This is a genomic window from Planktothrix pseudagardhii (assembly GCF_904830925.1).
In the GTDB taxonomy this organism is placed as follows: domain Bacteria; phylum Cyanobacteriota; class Cyanobacteriia; order Cyanobacteriales; family Microcoleaceae; genus Planktothrix; species Planktothrix tepida.
On sequence record NZ_LR882967.1, the window covers coordinates 1,198,535 to 1,222,113 of the forward strand.

16 protein-coding genes and 1 pseudogene are annotated in these 23,579 nt (G+C 40.6%); 5 read left to right on the top strand and 12 right to left on the bottom strand.

Annotated features, from left to right (window positions below; all coding sequences use genetic code 11):
- Positions 1 to 8 precede the first annotated feature (8 nt).
- From NMK36_RS05200 to NMK36_RS05220, 4 genes are read right to left on the bottom strand one after another with little or no spacing between them, the layout of a single operon-like run.
- On the bottom strand, positions 9 to 371 hold the full coding sequence (locus tag NMK36_RS05200; RefSeq protein ID WP_254173166.1) for a type II toxin-antitoxin system PemK/MazF family toxin: 363 nt from the start codon (positions 369 to 371) through the stop codon (positions 9 to 11).
- Positions 356 to 592 (bottom strand): hypothetical protein, encoded by a 237-nt coding sequence (locus tag NMK36_RS05205; protein WP_254173167.1) that lies wholly within the window; start codon positions 590 to 592, stop codon positions 356 to 358. Before NMK36_RS05205 ends, NMK36_RS05200 begins: the two co-directional genes overlap by 16 nt.
- Complete coding sequence (locus NMK36_RS29080) at positions 589 to 5,754, bottom strand: Eco57I restriction-modification methylase domain-containing protein (protein ID WP_438822815.1); 5,166 nt, start codon at positions 5,752 to 5,754, stop codon at positions 589 to 591. The genes NMK36_RS05205 and NMK36_RS29080 overlap by 4 nt, the downstream gene beginning before the upstream one ends.
- Entirely contained in the window at positions 5,744 to 8,989 is a 3,246-nt protein-coding gene (locus NMK36_RS05220) for a helicase-related protein (RefSeq protein WP_254173168.1), read from the bottom strand. The genes NMK36_RS29080 and NMK36_RS05220 overlap by 11 nt, the downstream gene beginning before the upstream one ends.
- Positions 8,990 to 9,336: 347 nt before the next feature.
- Here NMK36_RS05220 and NMK36_RS05225 point away from each other — a divergent pair, with 347 nt between their 5' ends.
- Positions 9,337 to 9,609, top strand: coding sequence for a hypothetical protein (locus NMK36_RS05225; protein WP_254173169.1), 273 nt, complete (start codon positions 9,337 to 9,339; stop codon positions 9,607 to 9,609).
- Positions 9,610 to 11,451: 1,842 nt separating this feature from the next.
- Here the strand turns inward: NMK36_RS05225 and NMK36_RS05235 are convergent.
- Positions 11,452 to 11,604, bottom strand: coding sequence for a DUF433 domain-containing protein (locus tag NMK36_RS05235; protein WP_254173170.1), 153 nt, complete (start codon positions 11,602 to 11,604; stop codon positions 11,452 to 11,454).
- 163 nt (positions 11,605 to 11,767) lie between these two features.
- Entirely contained in the window at positions 11,768 to 12,133 is a 366-nt protein-coding gene (locus NMK36_RS05240) for a hypothetical protein (RefSeq protein ID WP_254173171.1), read from the bottom strand.
- 97 nt (positions 12,134 to 12,230) lie between these two features.
- Between NMK36_RS05240 and gntT the strand changes: the two genes are divergently transcribed.
- The 4 genes from gntT (at position 12,231) to NMK36_RS05260 (ending at position 19,513) form a co-directional block, all read left to right on the top strand.
- Complete coding sequence (gene gntT, locus NMK36_RS05245) at positions 12,231 to 13,580, top strand: guanitoxin biosynthesis MATE family efflux transporter GntT (protein ID WP_254173172.1); 1,350 nt, start codon at positions 12,231 to 12,233, stop codon at positions 13,578 to 13,580.
- A 163-nt stretch (positions 13,581 to 13,743) separates the two neighbouring features.
- A complete protein-coding gene (locus NMK36_RS05250) occupies positions 13,744 to 15,249 on the top strand; it encodes a DUF2330 domain-containing protein (RefSeq protein ID WP_254173173.1) in 1,506 nt (501 codons plus the stop codon).
- 226 nt (positions 15,250 to 15,475) lie between these two features.
- Entirely contained in the window at positions 15,476 to 18,637 is a 3,162-nt protein-coding gene (locus NMK36_RS05255; protein WP_254173174.1) for a DEAD/DEAH box helicase, read from the top strand.
- A 36-nt stretch (positions 18,638 to 18,673) separates the two neighbouring features.
- Positions 18,674 to 19,513 (top strand): SWIM zinc finger family protein, encoded by an 840-nt coding sequence (locus NMK36_RS05260; protein ID WP_254173175.1) that lies wholly within the window; start codon positions 18,674 to 18,676, stop codon positions 19,511 to 19,513.
- An 18-nt stretch (positions 19,514 to 19,531) separates the two neighbouring features.
- Here NMK36_RS05260 and NMK36_RS05265 read toward each other — a convergent pair whose 3' ends face one another.
- The 6 genes and pseudogenes from NMK36_RS05265 to NMK36_RS05290 form a co-directional block, all read right to left on the bottom strand.
- Positions 19,532 to 19,879: a XisI protein gene (locus tag NMK36_RS05265; RefSeq protein WP_254173176.1), complete on the bottom strand. Its 348-nt coding sequence runs from the start codon at positions 19,877 to 19,879 to the stop codon at positions 19,532 to 19,534.
- Between the two features lie 69 nt (positions 19,880 to 19,948).
- A complete protein-coding gene (locus tag NMK36_RS05270) occupies positions 19,949 to 21,238 on the bottom strand; it encodes a DNA glycosylase AlkZ-like family protein (RefSeq protein ID WP_254175162.1) in 1,290 nt (429 codons plus the stop codon).
- Positions 21,239 to 21,286: 48 nt separating this feature from the next.
- Positions 21,287 to 21,613 (bottom strand): annotated as a pseudogene (locus tag NMK36_RS05275) (AlbA family DNA-binding domain-containing protein); the annotation flags it as partial.
- A 332-nt stretch (positions 21,614 to 21,945) separates the two neighbouring features.
- Complete coding sequence (locus tag NMK36_RS05280; protein WP_254173177.1) at positions 21,946 to 22,548, bottom strand: hypothetical protein; 603 nt, start codon at positions 22,546 to 22,548, stop codon at positions 21,946 to 21,948.
- A gap of 149 nt (positions 22,549 to 22,697) precedes the next feature.
- A complete protein-coding gene (locus tag NMK36_RS05285; RefSeq protein ID WP_072722395.1) occupies positions 22,698 to 23,033 on the bottom strand; it encodes a XisI protein in 336 nt (111 codons plus the stop codon).
- Positions 23,034 to 23,096: 63 nt separating this feature from the next.
- A complete protein-coding gene (locus NMK36_RS05290) occupies positions 23,097 to 23,468 on the bottom strand; it encodes a hypothetical protein (RefSeq protein WP_254173178.1) in 372 nt (123 codons plus the stop codon).
- Positions 23,469 to 23,579: the final 111 nt, after the last annotated feature.

The window sequence follows — 23,579 nt, forward strand, 5'->3', positions numbered from 1 at the left end:
ATAATTTACTATAGGGCAAAAACAATACGGAGGGCTTGATCAATTTTGAGCATGAGTTCGGGTTCAAGTTCCCCTCGAATGCTTACTAAACGAGAACGATAATCAATGGGTCGTGTTTGTAAGCAGTCAGCAATTGATTTTTTCGTTAATTTGTTCATTTCAGAAGTATCAATTTCGACATTAGTTTTAATTTTTGCTTTTTTACTGTTCCAACCAGTGATAGGGACGACTTGAATAACCGGAACACGCTCGTTGTAGGTATTATTGGTAACAACAATACAAGGGCGAATTTTTCCGGTTTCCGATCCTTTCGTGGGGTCAAGATTCACATCAATAATCATGCCTCGTTTAATTTCTATTCCTGTGGCCATTCTTTTAAACCAGATTCAGTTAATTCTTGTAATTCTTCATCTTCGGCATAGATTTCTGCATAGAGTTCGGCAGATTCTTGCAAATTTTCTGACTCTAACTCTGACTGTAATCGCTGAATAGCAGTTATGACGAGTTCATTGGGTGTTTTAAATCCATATTCTTTGCAACGTTCAAGGAATTTGATTTGAGATTCATTTAGTTTAAAGGTTTGTTCTTTCATTTCTTTTTCCTCCTTGATTTAGGTTTTTCAGTTGGGGGTGCGGTAAGTTGAAAACTGCCATCCTCGGTAGAAACAGCATTTGTATTTACTTCTGGAATGGGTAACTCTATCACGGGTTTTGGTAGATTTTTATTGAGGGGAATATCCCAATAAGGATCATATTTTCGGGTGAATGCTTCTAGCCCGATGTTTTTCAGTTCGTCAAAGCAAGCGAGGCAGAGTTGGGGTGCTTTGGGGTAACTTTTGTGGCTGAATGTTGATAGGATGTGGGCGTATTGTTCGCGGTTGAGTCCGTAAGCATCAGCAACAACTGCATCAATGGCGGCGCGTATTTGCCATCTTTCGTTATCAGTTGATAAAACCGGAAAAGTGAATTTAGGTTTCAGGTTTCGGGTTTCAGGTGTCAGGTGTTTTGTTTCTGAAACCTGATCCTTGATACCTAACACCTCTTCATATTCTCGCCATTCGTTACCAAGTTGTTCTTGCCAAAGGGGTAAGTATCCGGTGTGGTTGCAAGTGAGGCGAAGGGCGGAATGAGAGAGAAAGGTTTTAGATGTTTGGTGTTGAGTGTCAGGTAGCGGGATACGATTGACAATAAATAGATTAACGTTAGCAGATACAAACTGACGAGTAAGCCAATCTGTGATGTAAGATGAACAACACGCAGATAGTATCATGGCATAGGATAATTTACGCTGATGAGGTTCTAATTCTGCAAAAATACTATCTCCTGATAGCCATAAAGTAGGAAGAAGAGATATTATTAAAGTCCGCTCATTTGTTGAACTAGATACTTTTCGTAAAGCTAATCTATAAAAACTAGGCGGTTTCTGCCAAGTTGTTCGCTCAAATATATGTTTAACTGATATCAAATATTTTGGTAATGATTCCCATTGATCATTATATTGCCAGAAAGTTTTACCTTCATGTAGTACAAGATAACCCATTTTTAATAGTTGCTTGGCTACATCTGGCTCACGTGGATCTTTGCCTTCCGGTAAAATTTTAGAAGTGGATGTGAAGCGCCAAGAATCATGAGTCATGTGTAGCTCATTGCCTAGTTTAATACCTAAGCGATCACAAACGTTACCAAAAGGTTCGCCGTTAGCAAAACAAACCTTAGCAACTTCTAAATCTTTTTCTGATCGCAACTCTAACAAACTTAGATAATTACCACCTGTTTTTTTAACAAAATCGAGATTATAGTTAAGTGATAAATTTTCTCTTCGATCACGAAATAAGTATTCATCATCATGGAGATAAAAACCACAAGGAAATTCATCAGTAAGTTTTCCTTCCTGAGCAATTACAACAGCAAATTTAAACCGAGAATCAATTTCAAATAATTTCCGCCTATTCTCAAATGAATAACAACATTGTAAATTCATTTTTTCTAAATAAAGTTGTCTAATTCCAGTTGCACCTTCATTAGCATGAAAAGCAGAGGGAACCACAACACCTGTTAATCCTAATGTTTTCAATAATTGTGCATTTCGTTCCATAAAGACGCGAAAAGCATCTAACTGTCTACCAGCTAAATCTCCTTCTATACGAACCTTTTGATAGTGGTAAATAATATCATTAGCTCGTTTTTGTTGCTCAAAATCCTCTTGATAAATTTCAAACAGCTTTTTACAGCTTTCATCTTCCATAAGTTGCTTTTCTATTTTATCTCTTTCCCGCTTGGTAGGAGCATCAAGAATGGTGATATCAAATGCTGCTAAAAATTCTTTAGTTTTAAATTGAATTGCATCCCAAGGCGGATTACCCAAAACCGCATCAAACCCCTGCCTATTTCCTAAATTTCCACTCGGATAAAACACCTCAGCAAACGTCAAATCATAAGACAAAGCTGGAACGCAGGTGTCAGGTGTCAGGTATTTGGTGTCAGTATTTTCTGAAACTTGATATCTACTATTGCCTGATACCAATGCAATTAAATCTTCACGCTTAGATGGTACACTTTGCAGACCCAACCCCCGCGCAATCATTGCCAAAAGTTTTGATTGTTCAGGGTTTGAATCTCTAATATCTGTCATTGAGTCTCTACTATCCAAACTCATCCCTGAAACCTGATTACTGACCCCTAAAACCTGCCCTGAAACCTGAAACCCGACACCCGACACCTGTTCTGGTAAATCTCCCATTTTTCCCACTATTTGCACTAACTGAGAATAAGCAAGATCGTCACACTTATCCTTACCTAACATTACCCCACCAGCCCAAGCTGCCGCTACAATCTTAAAAGGAGCTAAAGCCCGATCTAACCTTGCCTTTGCAGCTTCCTTCGCCTGAATTTCGGAAATATTTACCCCGATAGTTGCTTCCAAATCTCGGACGTGCTTTAATGCCTCATTAATTGCATTTCTAAACTGTTGATTCACCCCTTGCCAAATTAACTTTTGTACATCATCTTGCGAACCTGGTTCCTTCAGTAAATGCTCAAAAAATGGCCCCGTTAAAGAATCTCCCACTACCAAACGGTGATCTAAAAAAGTCAAAGGCAACCCTTCCCCATGAGACTCTAACCATAAAGATAATTTCGCCAATTCCACCGCTAACGGGTTCTTATCCACACCATAAAGACAATGCACCGCCACTAACCGCCGACACAAAGCGATCGCCTCAGTTTGAGAATAACCAGTTTCCTCTTTCTCCGGTGCAGAAGAAGGCAAATATTTCAACAATTTATCATCAGGATCGGGTAAATCTATGATCCGTTGACGTAGTTCTCTTGCTTTTTGTAAATAGCTATCAGGTGTCAGGTGTTGGGTGTCAGGTGTCAGGTGTTGGGTGTCAGGTGTCAGATTTTTTGTTTCTGAAACGCGATTATTTCTAATACCTGAAACCTGAAACCTAACCCCTGAAACCTGTTCTGAAACCTGAAACCTAACCCCTGACACCTGTTCTGAAACCTGAAACCTAACCCCTGAAACCTGTTCTGAAACCTGAAACCTAACCCCTGACACCTGTTCTGCCTGCTTCTCCGCCTCCGTCGCTAACTCATCACATAACCGACAAGCTTCATATAATTTATCCCCTAAAAACCGACAAGCTTCTACTAAAAAATGACCGCTTCCCATCGCTGGGTCTAACACCTTCAGCTTGAGGATTTCCCCTGGTTTTGGGTCATCTTTAGGCGATTTTTCATTAATTTGCGGTTCCAAAGTTTCCTTGACCAAAAAACGCACAAAGGAATGAGGCGTATAATAAGATCCACTCGCTTTTCTACCCAATCCCACCCGTAAATAAAAACGCCCTGGTGGAATTTCTTCTATCCAATCAACCTTATCAGGTTTCCGGTTTCGGGTGTTAGGTGTCAGGTTGTCTTCTTCATCCGTTCCTTCAGTGTCTTCCTCAAACCATTCAGCATCCGACCCACTTCCGCTGTTATTGTCAGAATTTCCTCCAATTCTTGAGGTGTCAGGTACGAAAGTTTCCCCGCTATCAATAGATGTGTCTCTAATTCCATCAGAGATCCGTTCGCTATTGATAGATGATGGATGTATTGACCCAGATGATCCCTCCCTTTTCCCTCGGCGATGTTTGCTGGAACTGATACTGCTGCTCTTTGAATCTGACTGCTCAATCCGTAAGTTTCGGTTGTCGGAAACTGTTTCGTCACTTGATAACACTCTACTACCATATCCATCGCCCGATTCCAAACTTTCAGATCCCGATAACTTTTGACCTCCTGCATTTTTTTCTAACTCCTGAACTTCAACACCTGACACCTGATCCCTAACACCTGATACCTGCTTCCGATACTTTTCACCTTGATCAACTGGAAGAACTACCTCTAACTTTTGCCGCCTTAATCGACACATTGGTTCAGTGCTAATTCCAGGTTCTAATTCTAACAAAGCTTCATAAACGCGCCCTAAATCTTCTACATCCAAAGAACCATAATGTACTCTTTCCCTTGCTTTTCCTGCTTGTGGCATTGTCCACAAAAGTTGGTCAAACAGGTGAGAAATTGCCCGTTCTCCCCATTTCAATTTCGACAAAATAGGTGTACTATCAGCCCCAAATAAAACACCGCTTAAAGGCTTGACATTTAACTCAGTACATGATAAACCTTCAGCAAATAAACGGAATAAAGAACGCAATCCATTCTCTAAAAAACTGCCAGTTTCCCATCCATCATCTAGCACTTTGCGAGCATAATTTGCCAGTGCCATACTTGGAGAAAAAGTATTGCGCCACAAACTTGTAGAAGCAAAACTAAATGCTTGTGCAGGGTTATCACTACTTTCTAATTTGAGGATAAATAGTAAGCGATAAACAATAATTAATCCTTCTTTCCAAAGTTGTTTAGCGAAGGAAGAGGTATCAAGTGCAGGTGTCAGATGTCGGCTGTCAGGTGTCAGGTTTTCTGTTCCTGAAATCTCACCCCTGACACCTAACCCCCCGACACCTGACACCTGTTCCAAAATCTCCTGAATAAACCTTTCTACCGCACGTCGCGCCTGTACTCGTAATTCCTTTGTTACCCGCGCCTGCTGCAACCGCGCTTTTTCCACCAATTCCGGTAATGCCTTCACCCCATTGGGAGACACTAACGCCAACAGTAATAAAAAAGAATCGGGAATATTTCTGCTGCGTTTCCAATAAGGGTCAATAGCAATGGTAATTTGGGAATCTGGACGAGCCGGATCGGAAATTAATAACCGTAATTCCACCCCATTTGTTAAGAGTCCCAACCGTTCCCCACAAGTTAGTAATACTCTTTGGGCAATGCGTAAATAACTATAGCGATAAGCAGCACCCCGTCTTGCTGGGGCATCTAAATCTGTTTCAAAATCAGTACACCAAACCCTTAATTTAGTTGAATTATCGGCAGTTACCAGCACTTCACCGCCTGACTCCAAACCTTCGCGGGTTTCCACTTCACCGCCTGACTCAATGCCATCGTACCCCAATAACTTCACCAAAGGGGTAATAACATGATTTCTCACCCGCAATGCACCGCCTCTCGTCGCCAATTCTCGCAACTTGCGACGATAAACTTGCCAAGCTTCGTCTAATTCCTTGCCTTCATTCCCCGTTGTTTTGGGTAAAAGTTTCGCCTTAGTCAGTTCCTTTTCTAACTCAAACCGCACAAAAGGTTCAGGTAGTGCTGGCCCGGTGAAAGTACAATGTTGGAGTAGTTCAAGCGTCATAATTTACCTCTGGAACCAGCATCAAAACACCCAAGGGCAAAATTTCTGGGTTACTCAGTGCTAATCTTGACTGTATCATGTCCCAACGCTGGTGATAGATGCGTAACACCCCATCCGCTTCGCTACGCAGTTTCGCAGGTTGAGTGACATCAGTGGCATAAGCAGCTAACCTTTCCACGGGGTTTTTGAGATACATCCATTCTGACTGAAAAGTTTGCTCTTCCGAGTTAGCAGTATCAAATAAATTCATCTGAACAGCAGTGACAACTTCCCCGGTAATTTCCTGAGTTCGCAGTTGTAACCATTGAGCGATCGCATCTTGTTCCCGTTCTAACTCAAGGGTATATCCCCGAACAAATTCTTTCGCTGCTACCTGCCAACCTGCTTCAGCAGTTGAGTGCGCCGAACTCTTAGCCGTTTCCCATCCCTGCTGAAAATAATTTTGCCAAATATCGGTCGTATTCATTGCCCGTTTTGGATCTATCAAACATAACCATTGGTTAGCTTGCAAATAAAATTCAGTGCAGGTGTCAGGTGTTAGGTTTCGGGTGTCAGGTGTTAAGCTTTCTTTCCCTGACCCCTGACCCCTGACACCTGACACCTTCACTGCCAATACTCGCTCAAATTCTGACCCCGCTCCACTAGCAACCCGACCCAAAAACGTAAATAATAAAGTAGGACTTGGAACATCTGCTTTTACTACACTAGCGCGGGGGTCTTGACTGTAGGAATCTCCATTGCCAAAAGACAAATTTCGTACTCGGTCTAAAGCGCGTCTGACTAGAGGATGGGCGCGACCCAAAAATCCTACAGGGCGGTTTTGGGCATCGCGGGTAATGTCCAAATTCGTAGTTAATCGCAAATAGCGCGTATTTGCATCATATCCCGGTAATTCCTCCAACCCATAACACCAATTTGAGGGAAGTCGCACCTCAAAAATGTCAGTTTGTGACGTTTCCCGAAAGTCGCCACCATCGAGATAAACGGCATCGCGGACAAAACTTAGGAGATTGACTGATAGGGTGCGATCGCCTTTTTCCTTTGCTTCCCCTGCTTCCGTCAGCAGTCGCGACTCTGCATTTAACCCTGCATCGCCTAACCAAGTATGAGTGCGTGCTGCTTCCCGAAATCCTTTTAAAGAATGGTCAATTTCTTCTAATAATTCGCGAGTTGCTGGATCGGTTCCCTCATTTTCATCTGCCGTTTCTAAATTAACTAACAACGGCGTATCATCTTCAAAAAGTTTTGCATCTTCATCCATCAATCCCTTTAATAATTTAGCAGTGGTTGCATCTGTAGACGTTGTTAAACCCAAAGTATTCGGCACAAAAGTTAAAATCGCTCGTTGCTTTTCATACTTAGCAATCAACCGCAGTAAAATGCGTTCTTCAAAAGTTCCCCGTAAAAACAAATAACTGACAATTGGATCGAGTTCTTGCCCATAGCGGTCAATTCTACCATTACGTTGTTCTAATCGATTGGGATTAAACGGTAATTCTAAATGAATTAAATGATGACAGCGTTGCTGTAAATTCAAACCTTCTGCTGCGGTATCAGTGCTAACTAATATTAAATTAGTTTCTGTGCGAAAGCGATCGGTAATTTCTAAGCGTACCTTGTCTGTATCATTACCAGAAAGCATCAATACTTCGCCCATTTTTGTAGCTTGAATTGCTTTTACTGCTGCACGTTGACTGGTAATATACTCCGTGTAAATTAGTACGTTAGCATTTGGTTCAGAAGAGCGAATTTGTTGAATTTCTTCAATTAATTGGTGCAGTTTTGGATCTTGTTCAACTGCCGCCTCAGCTAATTCAACTAAGTTATCCAGTGCTTCTACTAAATTAGAAATTTTAGCCACACTCCGCGAACCAGACCGAACTTCCCGTTCTAATTCGGCTAAATTTTGCGCTAACTCTTCTGCTTCTAAGGCAAATTGTTCTTGTTCTTCTTCAAAACTAACCGTGCCAAATCGTTCTAATTTTCGATAGTAATCTCGTAATGTTTTTAACCTCTGCCTTTTACTTTCTTGAGTTTCCGAACCTTCTGTTAGCAACTGTTGAAATCGTTCTGCTACCACGGTTAATGTTGATTTACAAGCTGCTACCGTGGAAACACTACGTTTGAGTAAAGCAATAAATGCCAGCACATCGTTATAACGCTTATTCCTAAAAGCGCGACGGAGTTCTGGTGCAATTAATTCCAGTAACCCCTGTTGTAACGCTACAAAATTAGGATGTAATGTTGGCGAAGCTGTTACTGATATTGGTCGGACAATGCGAGTTTTGAAGCGTCCAGGAATATGGGATTTCAAGCGACGGACAACATGGCGACGATAGCGATCGCCTCTCAAACTTCCTCTTCCATCTATCAAAGAAGGGTCTAACAGTTCGCACAGAGAGGCAAAGGAACGGTCATTGCCATCATGGGGAGTCGCCGTTAGTAATAGTAACGAATCACAGCGACGCGCTAACACTTGGGCCAGTCGGCGACGTTGAGAATCTTCCCGATCCTCGATCGCACCTAAGTCCATACAGTGATGCGCTTCATCCAACACCACCATGTCATAACTCGCTCTTTCGAGCAAATCAATAATTTTTTCCTGTTTCAGAAAATCGATCGAAGCAATGCCCAAGGAAATATGGTCAAATGGGTTTGCGCCTAACTCCGTCCCCCGGCGAATTTCTTCCAACCTAGCGCGGTTAATTTCATCCATCCGCAAACCAAACCGTTCTGCCATTTCTAGTTTCCACTGTTCCAACAATGGCCCTGCCGGGGAAACAATTAAAATCCGATGCGCCACTCGCCGCGCCATCAACTCAGTAATAATTAACCCTGCTTGAATAGTTTTCCCCAAACCAACTCCATCTGCCAACAGCAACCGCACCCGACTCATGCGAATAGCACGCAGAACCGGAACCAGTTGATAAGATTCAAGGTACAGACGACCTGGTTGAACTGCCAGCAGCGCATCCGTTCCCAGTGCTTGTTCCAAAAGAAAAGCTTGGTGGTAAACCAACCAATTACTTAAGGGTGCAGCGCGGTCTGGACGCAAATCGCGAATTACTGGTTCAATAGATTCAAAGGGATAGAGGATGTCAAATTCTTCCCCGCGCAGTTCTCCCTCTAAGCAGCGCAGACGGTAAAGTGTTTGCTGCCCTAGTTGGGTACTGCTTACGACTTCCCAGCGTAGCGATCGCGCTTCAACTTCTGTACCAGTTAACAGGTTTGTCATATTCCATTGATGCTTATTTGAAAGAATTGATTAAGATGGCGAGGGCAGACTCTCAATCGCACAATTAGCTATTCATAAGATTACAGTAAATCAATTATCAAGAATTTGGGGTATTGCAACGATTCATGAAAAATTCTGCCATATCGCTTGAATTCCATACCGAGATGGTGTCGAAATAGCAAAACTTCGAGCCGTTGATTTACTAAGTGTTCCGTACAATGGTTAGTAGAGCAAAACCAACCATCCAGACTTTTGGGCTACGCTAGTATTCAAATTTGCCCATTGGCAAGTTTTATACCGCAACCTTATTTAAGAGCAGCAGCTTACTTAAAAAAGAGAGGAACGATATGACATTTGCTGGTGGAGTAGCAGACAAACTGGGCAATCGCTACGAAGGTTGGTGGACTGTGCATTGCATGGTTGATGTCATGAACGAGAAAGCTGCTTCGATTAGTCTAGAACCACTAGGTATAGACGGTATAGAGTTTTTTCTGAATCGAAATGGTAAATTGGAGTATCACCAAGTTAAGCTGCGAAGCAAAGATCGGTGGACTATAGGGGCTTTAGAAAATAAACAGGTTAGCACGTTTGAAAAGCTTATGGGGGTTTTGGGATTGTGAAATCAACAAAAAAATCTAGTGAGTATTCTTACTTGTAGTTAACTGGTAGTCCAAAGGGCTTAGATAGCCTTTTCTTCCTTCGGAGAATGTATGCGGCTAGAAAACAGCAATGTAGCAAAAAAGAAATTCGATTAATTCGGAATCAACTTGCTAAAGCAAAGAGCCAACTGAAAGGATAGCAAGCACCTGTAGGAACGTTCACTTTTGCTGGAGACAGCTACAGCTTGCCCAACCAACCTTAATACCGCTTTTGACAAGCCCTTCTCGTTTAGATCTGCTGATGGAGATTCTCGATACGCTGTTACCTGTGCGAGCGGATAGGTAAAGATGAGATACAATGGGCAAAGTTCATCTATAAATAAATGAACTTTCCCCTAATCATGCGTTCAAAGCTTATTTCCTAGCTAGTATATCAACTTCGCCAATCAATTCAATTCTTTTATTTTATATTAACAAATATTTTTTAAAATGATATGAATACTCAAGATGCGTTAGTAGTTCAATTAAAAGCTTTAGCCTTAAAGATAAAAGATGAACTTCAGGCTAATATCTCGGAAGTCAAACCAGAAGCCTACATATTTATTGTCGATAAGATTCTGGATTTTGAGTATAATAAAGAAGGAACACATTTTAGCAAAACTCAGAATGAATACATCACAGAAAGTTTTTATAGAGTTCCAAGCACTATATTTGACTCAATTAGAAACACCTGTGAGTATAATTCTGTATTGCAAGACATAAATGCAAGTCAACCTCTAGTAAGCAGAAAGTCATTAGATAGATTTGTCGAGGTAATAGCTGGATCTATACTCAACAAAGCTGATGCTGAAGAAATAATTGACACAACAATAACAACCTTCCTAAAGAACATATATAAAGAACCATTTCAATCGAGTGCAGTAGTTGAACTTGTAGGAGTAGTTATTGATTTAGAAAGCCTTGAATTAGATTCTGATATCTTTAAGGTCATTATAAGGCAGGTTAAAATTGAGGACTTAGAAAAAAAGCAACCTATTTATCCATATCCAGCTATAGCTTTCTCTTCAACGAGAAAATGGTTGATTCCATCCGCAATAATTGATATAGAGTTATATGGTAATGAGCCTTATAAAATTCGCAATGAAATTAAAAAAATAATTACAGTATTACGGCTTTTTAGAGTTTCTAGCACTGATTACAAGTCTTACCGTATGGATTCTGAAGCCATTTTATGGGATAGCATACTAGGCGCGACGTTTGGCAGCGATAAAGAGATTGATATTTTAGAAAAGCTTAAGATTACAAAAGAAAACGCTTCCGATCTAGTTATGTTTTATAGAGATATTAAAAACAAAATTCCAACACAAATTTATCAATCAGATTTTCAGGAAAAGGCTATGATTCATTTAGCCATAGCATATCGCCATTATTCTGAAGCTCTTTTAAGTCAGATTAGAATAGAAGAAAAAATTACAAATGCTGTTATCGGCTTAGAATCTCTACTCTTAGCTGAAAATCAGGAAATCTCCTTCCGATTCTGGGTGCGTGGGGCTAAGATACTTGGCTTATTAAATTACTCGCCTTTAGAAGTCAAGAAAAATTTGAAAACAGCATATGACATTAGAAGTACCTTTGTTCATGGGGATGATCTTGAGCTTGATAAGAAGCTAAGGAAGATAAACAAAAATAAACAAGAAACAAATTTATTTTTGATAGAATTGCTTGACTATCTTCGAGTTTTAATAGTAGTAATAATATTCCTGTCAAACAATAAAAACTTTGTAAAAAACAATAAATTTGACAAGAAGAAGTTTTTAGAAATTGTTGATGATTCACTGATTTCGGTAGAAAAGGAAGCCGAACTTAGAGAGCTATTGAGTTGCGTAAGTTCTCAATATGGGTCATGCCTGAAGCCAAATAGGACAATACATCATAAACTGTGATTCGCATTCCACGAATATAAGGTTTGCCACCTCGCTTTCCAGGTTCGAGGGTGATGATGTCTTGATATCGCATGGTTTTTCGTTAGGCTTAAACACCATCATCCTAACCTTTATAACAATGGAAAAATCCCAACACGATTCGATTAGAAATTGATCAAAATCATCAAGCGATGGCGTAGCCGCCGCCTGTCGGCATCGCCCTTTTTAATTATCAACACCAACGAAAGCACTTGTGCTTAGAAGAACTTAATCCCAATCCAGTGACGTATTTTCCTAAATACATGAGAGAAAAAATCAGCTAAATTCAAGGAAATCCGTTCATTTCCGCGTTGCTCTAAGGCTTCAATAGCAGCATCGCAATACTTTTTTGCCTCCATCAATGCGAATGATTCCTCTGGATTTGGCGGAGAGTTTATCTTCGCCAACTGCTGAAAATGATTATAACAGTATCCGTCAAAACTTCCCGGCAAATACTTACCATTAACTCGGACAGTGAAGTGAATTGAACCCACTCCTCCCGGTGCAAAACTGGAGTGCTTATAAATTTCAATTAAATAGCCTTTGTAAACTTCTTCATAAACCTTTTCAAAATATCCCGTCATAAAATTAATGTTATCCTTACAAAAGGTTGTGAGAGAGCATGAGCAAATCAAGTTTTCCTCTAACATTTTAAAAAGAAAAATTAGAACAATTTTTTTTATGTCCATTCACCCAACATCTAATCTTAATGAACCCGATTTCAAGCATCGCTTCTTCCAACTATCCGTTGTCAATATTTTATCTAATCTGATGGTTCCTTTGTCCGGTTTAGTAGACATGGCATTTTTAGGACACTTAGCAGAAATTCGTCATTTAGCTGGGGTAGCGCTCGCTGCTGTCTTATTTAGCTATATTTACTGGACATTTGGGTTCCTCCGCATGGGGACAACAGGCACAACCGCCCAAGCTGTGGGACGTTCCGACCCCGATGCTGTCCTACTCGCTGGCTTACGGAATGGATTGCTCGCGTTAAGCTTAGGGTTAACTATTTTAATTTTGCAGCATCCGTTGCGAGAGTTGGGATTTGCTTTATTAAATGCCACACCGGAAGTAAAAGCATCAGGTCGAGCTTATTATGATGCCCTGATTTGGGGCGCACCTGCTACACTCCTTAATTTCGTCTTGATGGGTTGGTTTCTCGGTCGTGAACAAGGGGGTAAAGTTTGGCTGCTGTCGGCTGTTGCTAACGGGGGAAACGTAGTCCTAGACTACTTATTCATGATGCAGTGGGGATGGGAAAGTGCCGGGGCGGGTGCTGCAACGGCGGCGAGTCAATATTTAATATTATTGGTAGGGATAATTTTAGTTAGGAGTGAGGGATGGTTTAGTCAAGTATCACGGGTTAGTTTTCGCATTTTTGAACGGGATGCCATGCTGGCTAATTTCAAACTAAACAAAGATATCTTAGTGCGAACCTTAGCTTTAATTTCTACCTTTGCGGTCTTTACTAATTTAAGTGCAGGTTTAGGAACTTTGGTGTTAGCCACGAATACATTATTATTAAAAGTTGTCAGTTTAGCTGCACACTTTATTGATGGATTAGCGTTTGCGACTGAAAGTTTTGCTGGGATTTTTCAAGGTAAAAATGATCAACAGAAACAGGCAAATCTTTTGCGAATGTCTTGTGGTGTTAGTTTGGGTTTAGGCTTAACTTTTGCAACGGTATTTATTGTATTTCCCAATTCTATTTTTCAACTGTTAACGAATCACTTGGATGTGATTGAAGGAATTCAGGCGGATGTCGTTTGGTTAATCCCTGTGTTGGGATTTGGTTCAATCGCTTATATTTTAGATGGATATTTTTTAGGGTTAACAGAAGGTCGAATCTTGCGAACCTCAATGGTGCTGTCAGCAATATTTGGATTTGCGCCTTGGGTTATTGCCGCTTGGCAGTTTCGTAGTAATCAGATGTTATGGCTTGGGTTATCTTCCTTTATGGCAGCTAGAACAATTACTTTGGGTTTGCAGGTACCTAAAACTTTAATTGACAATCGGGAATTTGTGGACTAATCCAAATTCTCAGAGGTGAGAAAATTCAGGATTTCTTGAAAATATTCGGGATGATAGCGTACTAACCTAAATTAGAATAGCCAAATTATAATCGAGACAGAGCCAAAGCCAGCTAAAATTTGTCAAGAGAGCTTAAAATCATAATTCAATTACTATTTTCCTCATGAAAAAACCTTGTATTAATTACCTACTCATCTTGTTATGTGTATTTTTCCTGTTGCTGGGGAATACACCAACTGCCTTAGCATTTTGTGGTTTTTTTGTCGCTCAATCTGATACGCAACTCCAAAATTCTTCCTCGCAAGTTGTTATTGCTCATCAAGGTAATAAAAGTATTTTTAGTATGGCGAATGATTATCAGGGAGATGTTAAAGATTTTGCTCGCATTGTACCCATTCCCGTTGTTCCAAACCGGAATCAAGTTAGAATTGGTAACTTAGATGCGGTCAATACCCTCAATGATTTTACAGCCCCTCGGTTGGTAGAATATATTGATGAACCTTGCCGTACAGAATCCAGCTTATTTGCTACTGGTATCGTTTTAGCAATCAGTTTATTAATTCTGATTGGGATGAGCATCTGGGCCAGACGAGCCGGACGTTTGATAGAATTATTAATCGTATTTTTTATCATTGGAATCTTGATAGCAATTTCATGGCCTTCATTTTTGCATCAAGCTAACAAAGCGAAACAACCTTTTCCTGATTCCGCGTTGAATGTCACTGTTGAAGATCAATTCACAGTCGGCGAGTATGATGTTGTTATTCTCAGTGCTGAACAATCAAATGGTTTGATCACTTGGCTTGTTCAGAATGGCTATAAAGTCCCTACCGAAGCACAACAAATGCTGCAATCTTATCTTGAGGAAGGGATGAAGTTTTTTGTTGTTAAAGTTAACTTAACCGAATTTGAAAAAACAGGTTATGGGTTCCTGCGTCCGATTGTTTTAGAGTATGAATCTCCCAAATTTATGCTTCCGATTCGATTAGGAACTTTAAACTCCACAGGAGAACAAAATTTAATTGTTCACATTCTGTCCCCAGAGGGTTTTGCAGAAGTTAGTAATTATCGAACTGTACCCATCCCAACGGATAATACTTCACACCAATTTCAACCATCAGGGCAAGAATTACCCTACTTTCTCAAAACTCAAAATAATTTTAGTCAATTCTATGACGCGATGTTTCAACAAGAATATGAACGACAAGGAAAAAATGCTGTTTTCTTAGAATATGCGGGTTATATTGGTACCGGAATGAACTTACCCAATATAGCCTATCCGAGTATGCGCTTTACCAAATGTGATCCCTGTACTTTGCCCCCAGAAGAAATTGAAAAACTGCTGAATTTACTGCCAACACTTGATCCATTTGAGTCGGGTTATGTAACTCGTTTACATATTCGTTATACTCAAGAGAAGTTTCCCAAAGATTTAGAGTTTCGCATGGTGGGAACCTCGGTTAATGCCTTTACTGAATATGAAACAATCGCCCCAAAAGTTTCCAGAGGAGATATTTTTCAAGGGCGATATGTGATTCGTCGTCCTAAAGGAAATGCGTATTGTTTCGCTGGGTTAAGATATCGAAAATGGAACCAAAATTGGACAGAGAATCTTAAGAAATTGACAGGTTGGGATATAAAAGAAATCGATAAAATGGTATCCCGTTAAATTGCAGACTGTCACTCAAATAAGCAACTCGACAAAAAGAACGAAAAGTGGTTTATTGGGAAGATGATCCGTTGTTCCACTTCAAGCAGGGCGATCTGATATCACCTGCATCAGCCATTTTGCACCATCCAAATCAGAAAGCCCAAAATTTGTTCAACCGGAGAAAATCGAGTATGATTGTTACAACCCAATATAAAATATAAACAAATTAAAATAACATCCCACCATGAAAATCCTGCACGGAACCTGGATTCCTGAAACAACAGGTGATTTCATCGAAAAAGGTGCATTTTACCTTTGGGTTGAAACTCCGACCCGCAAAACCAAGCAAAACTCAGATAGACTTCATCCCCAACATCTAACAGCCTCAAATTTAGAAGCATTTGTGCGAGATGAACTGGGGATTTCTGAACCGGATTCCCGTCTAATTTCCCTAAAATACTTTACCCTACCAACCGTTAATCAGGAACCCCTTCCTTCCCCTGAATTAGCAAAATACTTAGAAACTGACTTGAGCTTAGAGTTTGAAGAATTTGCCACTTGGGAAATTACAACTTATCAATTGACATCAAGTCAGAATAGATTTAATGCCCTCAACACAATTATAAAACTTCTGAAAGAAATTCACTTCTTCGCTCAACAAAACCCCTCAGAAATGAGCCTCGGTTCAGACCTCTTCTTTTGGTATCATTATACCCAATCCTTTAAACAAATCCTTTACAAAGATCAATATATTCCCGCCCTTAAATATCGTCAGCTTACTGCTGCTAAAACCAAAGGTAAAAGCAAACGTTCAACCCAAACTCCTGTATTTGAAATTTATTCCGGCTGGGAAATCATATCAGAACAATATCAATCCTTAATTACTCAATCGATTAACTCAATGCCTTTAGCCTGTGTATCAGGTTCTCTCGCTCCTCAAAATCCAATTAAATTTTATAACAAAGAAACATTACTGCGCCACTTTTCTGAATCTTTACTGAATGAAATTGTTACCCAAACTCCCTTAACCGCTAAATTTAATCAACAAATTGCTGATACCTTAGTAGAGCATTGTATTCGTCCAAATTCCCAGAATCCTAGAACCAATCCAGCAGATTTAGAAGAATATCAACAATGGTTAACTTGGAAAGAAAAACTCACCCACAGCCAAACCGCCGCTGCCTTTGACCTATGCTTTCAACTCCAAGAAGCCACTCACGAACAAGACAATTGGCTCATTCATTTTTCAGTTTCCTCAAAACAAGATCCCTCTTTTAAATTACTATTAAAAGATTATTGGCAACAACCTCAAAAAAAGAAAAAAGAACTGTATAATTATGTAGGAAAAGATTTCGAGAAATATTTGTTACTCAATTTAGGATATGCAGCGAGAATGTATCCTAAACTTTGGGAAGGATTAGAAACAGATCAACCCATTGGATTACAATTAAATCTGATTGAAGCCTTTGAATTTCTCAAAGAAAGTGCTTGGATACTAGAAGATGCAGGATATAAAGTCATCATTCCCGCTTGGTGGACACCCCAAGGTCGTCGTCGTGCTAAAATTCGTTTAAAAACCTCTTCTCGTTCTTCAGGAAAAGCATCAGCGAGTCAAGGATTTTTTAATTTAGAGACATTAATTCAATATCAATATTCCCTCTCCATTGGCGGTGAACTTGTTACACCCAAAGAATGGGAACAACTCGTTAATGCTAAAACACCTCTGATTCGATTTCGGGGTCAGTGGATGGAATTAGATCAACAGAAAATGCAGCAAATGCTTGAATTCTGGCAAAAACATACCGAAGAACAACCGGAAATCAAGCTGTTAGATTTCGTCAAAATGTCGGCTTCCTTAGAAGATGAATTAGAAATCGAACATGACTCAATGATATCTGATTTGATGGGGAAATTGCACGATAAAAGTCAACTGACAATGGTGGCTGATATTCCTCAATTGCAAGGAACGTTAAGAGATTATCAGAAACGGGGAGTATCTTGGTTACAATACTTAGAAAACTTAGGATTAAATGGCTGTTTAGCGGATGATATGGGACTGGGAAAATCCGTTCAGGTGATTGCTCGATTAGTTCAGGAAAAAGAAACAACAGATTCTACGTTACCCACCTTATTAATTGCACCCACTTCAGTGATTGGCAATTGGCAAAAAGAGATTGAAAAGTTTGCTCCTCATTTGCAAACTATTATACATCATGGTAGCAGTCGAATTCAAGACCTAGAAGCGTTTAAATCGACTTGTCTGAACTGTGATGTTGTGATTACCTCTTTTACTTTAATTCGTCAAGATGAAAAATTATTCAATCATCTGGAATGGCGACGAATTGTTGTTGATGAAGCTCAAAATATTAAAAATCCCAAAACCGCTCAAACTCGTGCGATATTAAAACTTTCGGCTCAATATCGATTAGCATTAACGGGAACTCCGGTTGAAAATCGTCTCCTAGATTTATGGTCAATATTTAATTTTTTAAATCCCGGTTATTTGGGGAAAGAAGCTCAATTTCGGAAGTCCTTTGAAATCCCCATTCAAAAGGATAATGACCGCATGAAATCTATAACGTTAAAGAAATTAGTAGAACCGTTAATTTTAAGACGAGTTAAGACTGACCCGTTAATTATTAATGATTTACCCGATAAAGTTGAGCAGAAAGTGTATTGTAATTTAACCAAAGAACAAGCGTCTCTCTATGAAGCGTTAGTCAAGGATGTGGCTGAAAAAATTAATGAAGTTGAAGGGATTAAACGAAGAGGATTAATTTTATCAACGCTGATGAAGTTAAAACAAATTTGTAACCATCCGGCTCAGTTTTTACAGGATGGAAGTGAATTTTCAGCAGAGCGATCGCAGAAATTACAACGATTAGCAGAGATGGCAGAAGAAGCCATTTCCGAAGGGGAAAGTTTATTAATTTTTAGCCAATTTACAGAAGTTTGTGATGGTTTAGAACGACATTTTAAACATCATTATCATTATAACACCTATTATATTCATGGGGGTACAAATCGCACAAAACGAGAACAAATGATTACTGAATTTCAAAATCCTGAAACAGAACCTTCTGTCTTTATTCTCTCTTTGAAAGCGGGGGGTGTGGGAATTACGTTAACTAAAGCCAATCATGTATTTCACTTTGATCGGTGGTGGAATCCGGCGGTAGAAGATCAAGCAACGGATCGAGCTTTTCGGATTGGTCAAACGAAAAATGTATTTGTTCATAAATTTGTGGCGTTGGGAACTTTGGAAGAAAAAATTGACGCGATGATAGAAGATAAGAAAAAACTGTCTTCTCAAGTTGTTGGGAGTGATGAATCCTGGTTAACGGAATTGGATAATGAAGCGTTTAAACAGCTTATTCAATTGAATAAAGTTGCTTTATTGGAATAGTTAATTTTGTTGTGTTTAAAAGGAGTATAATCTATTATGGCTCAATTTAGTCGGACTTGGTGGGGAAAACAATTTATTGAAGCATTAGAAGCTTTTAGTGACCCCGCACGTTTGGGTCGAGGACGTTCTTATGCAAGAAATGGTAAGATTCTGAAGTCGAGTATTGATCAAAATCGAATTACAGCAACCGTTAAAGGTTCAATTAATCCCTACTTTGGGGTTTATAAAGAACCTCGATATAATACGACGATTGAAATTAAACCGATTAGTTCTAGTGATTGGTCGAAAGCGATTAAAGTTTTGTCTTCAAAAGCGAGTTTTGTGTCTAAATTATTAATGAATGAAGTTCCTGATAATATTGAAGAGGTTTTTTCAGAGTTAGGGTTACATTTACTTCCCCAAAGCGAAAAAGACTTTAAAACGACTTGTTCTTGTCCAGATTGGTCAAATCCTTGTAAACATATTGCGGGGGTTTATTATTTAGTCGCATTCCAGTTAGATGATGATCCTTTTTTGCTGTTTGAATTGAGGGGTTTATCGAAAGATGTCCTCAAAGCTGAGTTATCTCAATCCCCTTTAGGGCAGATTTTATCTCAAGAATTGACAACCCAGGAAATTTCTGTACAACCCTCAATATCTTTCTATACAACTGTTGAAATAGAAGGGGTTCCAGAGAAAATGAGTGCGCGAGAGTTTTGGTTAGGAACCCATCGACTTCCTCAAATTGTTGAAGAACCTTCTTCTGTGAGTTTACCAGCAATTTTGATTAAAAAACAAGGAGATTTTCCGGCTTTTTGGAAAAAAGAGTATTCTTTTATTCAAGTTATGGAAGAGTTTTATGAACGAGTTAAAACTAAAAATAAGAACTTGATTTAGCTTGGGAATGAAAAACTTTTAGCCCACAGCATAGTCGCTCATTTCCCGCATGAAAGGAGGATAAAAACCTAGCACAATATCTTGTTTTGGTACACCCAAATCAACTAAATCTGCCCCAATATCATGTTCCGTTGAATTGTAAAAAATCCAGATTTTCTCGTTCCGAATATCCAGATGTATTATACAGTGATGTACCCAGCGTTTATGCTGCCAACCTAGATGCACAATTTGATAGTGATTTCGCTGGGTATCAAAAATAGTCTCCACCTCAAAATCGCCATAAGCCGGTTTAACTTCTGCGTAACCCATCAACAACTGCTGCACAATTTGCTGATAGTTTGTTAATTTATCCGTTACTCCTTCCATTGTGAAATTTGCTCCAATTCAATTTAACCGCTCATAACCGCTCATAACCGCTCATAACTGCTCATAACTTCATGTATCGGGTGGAGCTAAGACATAAAAAGTTGCTCGGCTTTTACCTTGGCGAACGAGTCGCCTATCGTTGTAGAGTTTTTGCAGAAGGCGGGCTGCTTGATCTTTAGTTAATCGACAAAGCTGCATTACATCTGCTCGTTTAATTTGACCATACTGTTTTACATAGTTCATCACCAGTTGCTCGTTTTGCAGATCTGAAAAACCAACTTGTCGGGTATACTCTGCTTTGTTGCCTGCTGCTTGGTAAAGATTGGGAGCAAGGGTATAGGTACGGCTGCGCGTTATTCCATGCGCTTGAACGAGCCCAGCTTCATTCAAAATTTCAAGGGTTTTTCGAGCTTGATGAGTGTCTCGCTGGATTCGGGTTGCTAATTCATCAGCACTCAGGCGCTTGCTCTCTCGTAACGCGGAAAGGGCAATCAGGCTATCAATAGGTAAGGGTCTGGTTTGCTTGTTTTCCTCTTCAACAACTAACCGGAGAAATTCAAGATCTGCTTCAGCAGTGGAGAGGCTGAGGACGACGTTATTGGTATTGGTGCGGCTGTAGTCTGGAGCAGTGCGGCCGTAGCGGAGTAGCCCGCGATAGATGTTATCAATGCCACGACCTGAGCGCTCGACAATTCCCACTCGTTTCATGACATCGGCAAGGCGGGGATTGCGGGGACGGGGTTCAGTCGTCAGGAGGTTGGCAAGGGTGACACCATCGACTAGACCGCCAGGGTTACTGATCACCAGGGCTTCGTCTTCCAGGCGAACGTGGATGGCTCCCCGTTGATGGTAATCCCGATGAACGAGGGCGTTGGCAATCGCCTCCCGAAAAGCACCCAGATCAACTTTAGGGACAGGCACCCGAAACAGTCCAATTTGTAGCTCTTCTTCTGGGTTATAGGGGCGAAAGTTAGTTTCGAGCCAATCTAAGGCTTTGAGGAGAGGGAAGCGCCGAAATTCGTTAAACCGCACGGCTTCCTGGGCTAACACCTGAAAGGCAAATTCATGGGTAGGTACAAGATCCCGCAGGGCTGGCTCCCGTCCGATTAGTAATAGTCCGGTTAGGGTGGGAATGCGGCTGCCATCGGACTGTCGAGAGGTTAAGCCCAAAGCACCATCCAGGGCTTCGTCATCAAGGTCGAGGAGGATGCGATCTCCCCCATAGATTTGAATGGCTTGGCGCAAGCGATCGCGTTCGATGGGATCAAAATCTTGGAGGGTGCTACCTAAAACAGGTTGGGCAGAGGCATCGAGGAGTCCGAAGGTCGTGGCGCGGCTGGTGCGCTCATGGGGCAGCATGGGAACACATTCGGGAGTGCCGTCAGGGCGCAAACGACGACGCACATACACCCCGTTGCTGGTGGCTACCTCACCCTTGGCTTGGGGGACTAAAATCCGAGCGACCTGGACACTCTGAATGGTGAGGCGATCAACTTGTACGGTGAGCGCGGGGGAGGTTCGTGCTGCGACCAGTCCGATAACTCCTTCAACCATTTGATGGTCGGGATGTAACCCGGTGGGAGTGCCATCATCTTCAACCCCTAGCCACAGTTCGCCGCCGTCGGTGTTGGCAAGGCAGGTAATTGCTTCGATCAAGTCCCGATCTGAAAGTTTGTTTCTGTCGCTTTTGAATTCAATGGTTAGGGTTTCCTGGGGGGGTAAGGCTGGAGTCATGGGTGGCTATCTCTTGATTCTTATGAGGTGATATTTTCGCTGTTCCTTGTGTTAAGTTTGAGCCATTCAATTCTTGAGGAACTGGTAGAACTTTGCAAACTATTGCCCTTAAAGCAAATACTATGTCTCCAACAAAAACCATTGTAAAAAATCCAAATTTTCTGCCAACCGAATATCAAGATGTATTACAAAATGATGTACCCAACGCTGTATGAAACTTAGAAATTGCCGATGTAAAGCTCCAAAAAACTTTTAACTTCCACCGCAATTTTTTCCTCTCCTCGCTCTGAGCTAGAGGTGTAGTTCCAAGCTATTATACCAAATCGCAATCCTCAGCCATTTTGCACCATCCAAACCAGAAAACCCAAAATTTGCTCAACTGGTGGTAGTGGATAATCAGTCAAATCAATCGTCACAGTTTGCTCTTCTAGTTTGAGAAACCGCCAAACTGTACCGCTCGTCACTGTTCCGTAAATCGTTGAAATCGGCTGCTGTTTCTGTTGATTAAACCGTTGGGAAGCCACCATTTCTGCTAAACATTGTCCCAGTCCGGGCTTCAAATCTTCCTTCTTCGCTTCCACCAAAACCACCGCAGGCGCTTTAATAAACAATTGTTCTGGAGAGCGGCTAATTAGAAAATCCACATAACCCGTCAAATCAACCTCTGGCTGCACGTTGAATTCTTCACCCGAAAAAACACTAACTTGTCCCTTAAGTTGACGTTTGACTTCTAACAAAACGGGATTGATAATTGCTTCAGAACGAGCTTTTTCACTCCCCACTGCAATCGCCCAAGGTAACGTTTCTTTCAACGTATCTTTGAGCAAAGCAGTTGGATTGACTGGGGAAATCTCAGGCAGAAAGCGATCGCCTTCAACGAGGGTGAGTTGAAAATCATCTACCGCTTTACTGAGTGTAAATTTACTATAAGGCATAAAAGTTTTCCCAATCTGTTTATAAATTTAAAAGTCCTCGAATTTGACACTCTCCTAACAGATTGTTGATGCCCTAAATTATACAACTCCTTGACAAGCTAATCGAGTATTATTTTTAGGCTTATTCCTTTCCAACTCATATTGAAATTTTAAGCAATAGCGTATCCAGTGTGTTGTCGCACATCAGGTGAATGAAACGCCAGAACAATTTTATCTTTGGGAACTCCAGCAGCAACCAGTTCGCCAGTAATACCGTCTTCTATGCCGTCTCTTTGAATCCAGATTTTGCCATCAATTATTTCGACGTGAACAACACAACCGTGAATTCTGCGCTTGCCATCCCAACCTGAATTCATCAGTAAGAAGTTGTTGCGCTCTCGATCAATAATCAACTTACTTTCGATCTGTCCATGACTGTAAGGAATGCGATGGTGCGTTTCGAGAATACGTTCAATAATATCTCGATATTCATCTACTCTATCCATTTTACAACCTCCACTTTTAAATTTAGAATTTGTACTAGATAAAAATAAAATTTGTTCTGTTCATTATGGGAAAACATCTAAGTGATTTCCACATTGACCTGCTAGAAAAGATAAATTACCTGTTTTTAACAAAATCATCAAATGTTCAATGCGTTCATATTCATCGAGTTCCTGTTGTTCGGCGGGAGTTAAATCTCCGCCTTGACGACGACTTAACAAAGTAAGTAACCGAGACTGCATTTCCGGTGTAGGACGAAATTGGGCAATTTCGCTGGGGGTAGGTTGACTACTAAGGAAATTGAGAATGTAGCGATAAACTTGGGCGGGAAGGGGCGGTTTCACCAAACATTGACGCAACAGTTCAGGAAGTTGGTCTCCTAGTTGCAGCAGTTGGGTGGAGAGATCGTCGGGAACTTCAATGGTAATTTGAGCCATTGTTTAGTCAAACAGTTTTGATAGAGAGACTTGAGTTAGTCGTTATTAATTATAGTGGACTTGAATTACAATAAAATAGGTTTAACGCTCAATAAAACCTAACTTAGCTTT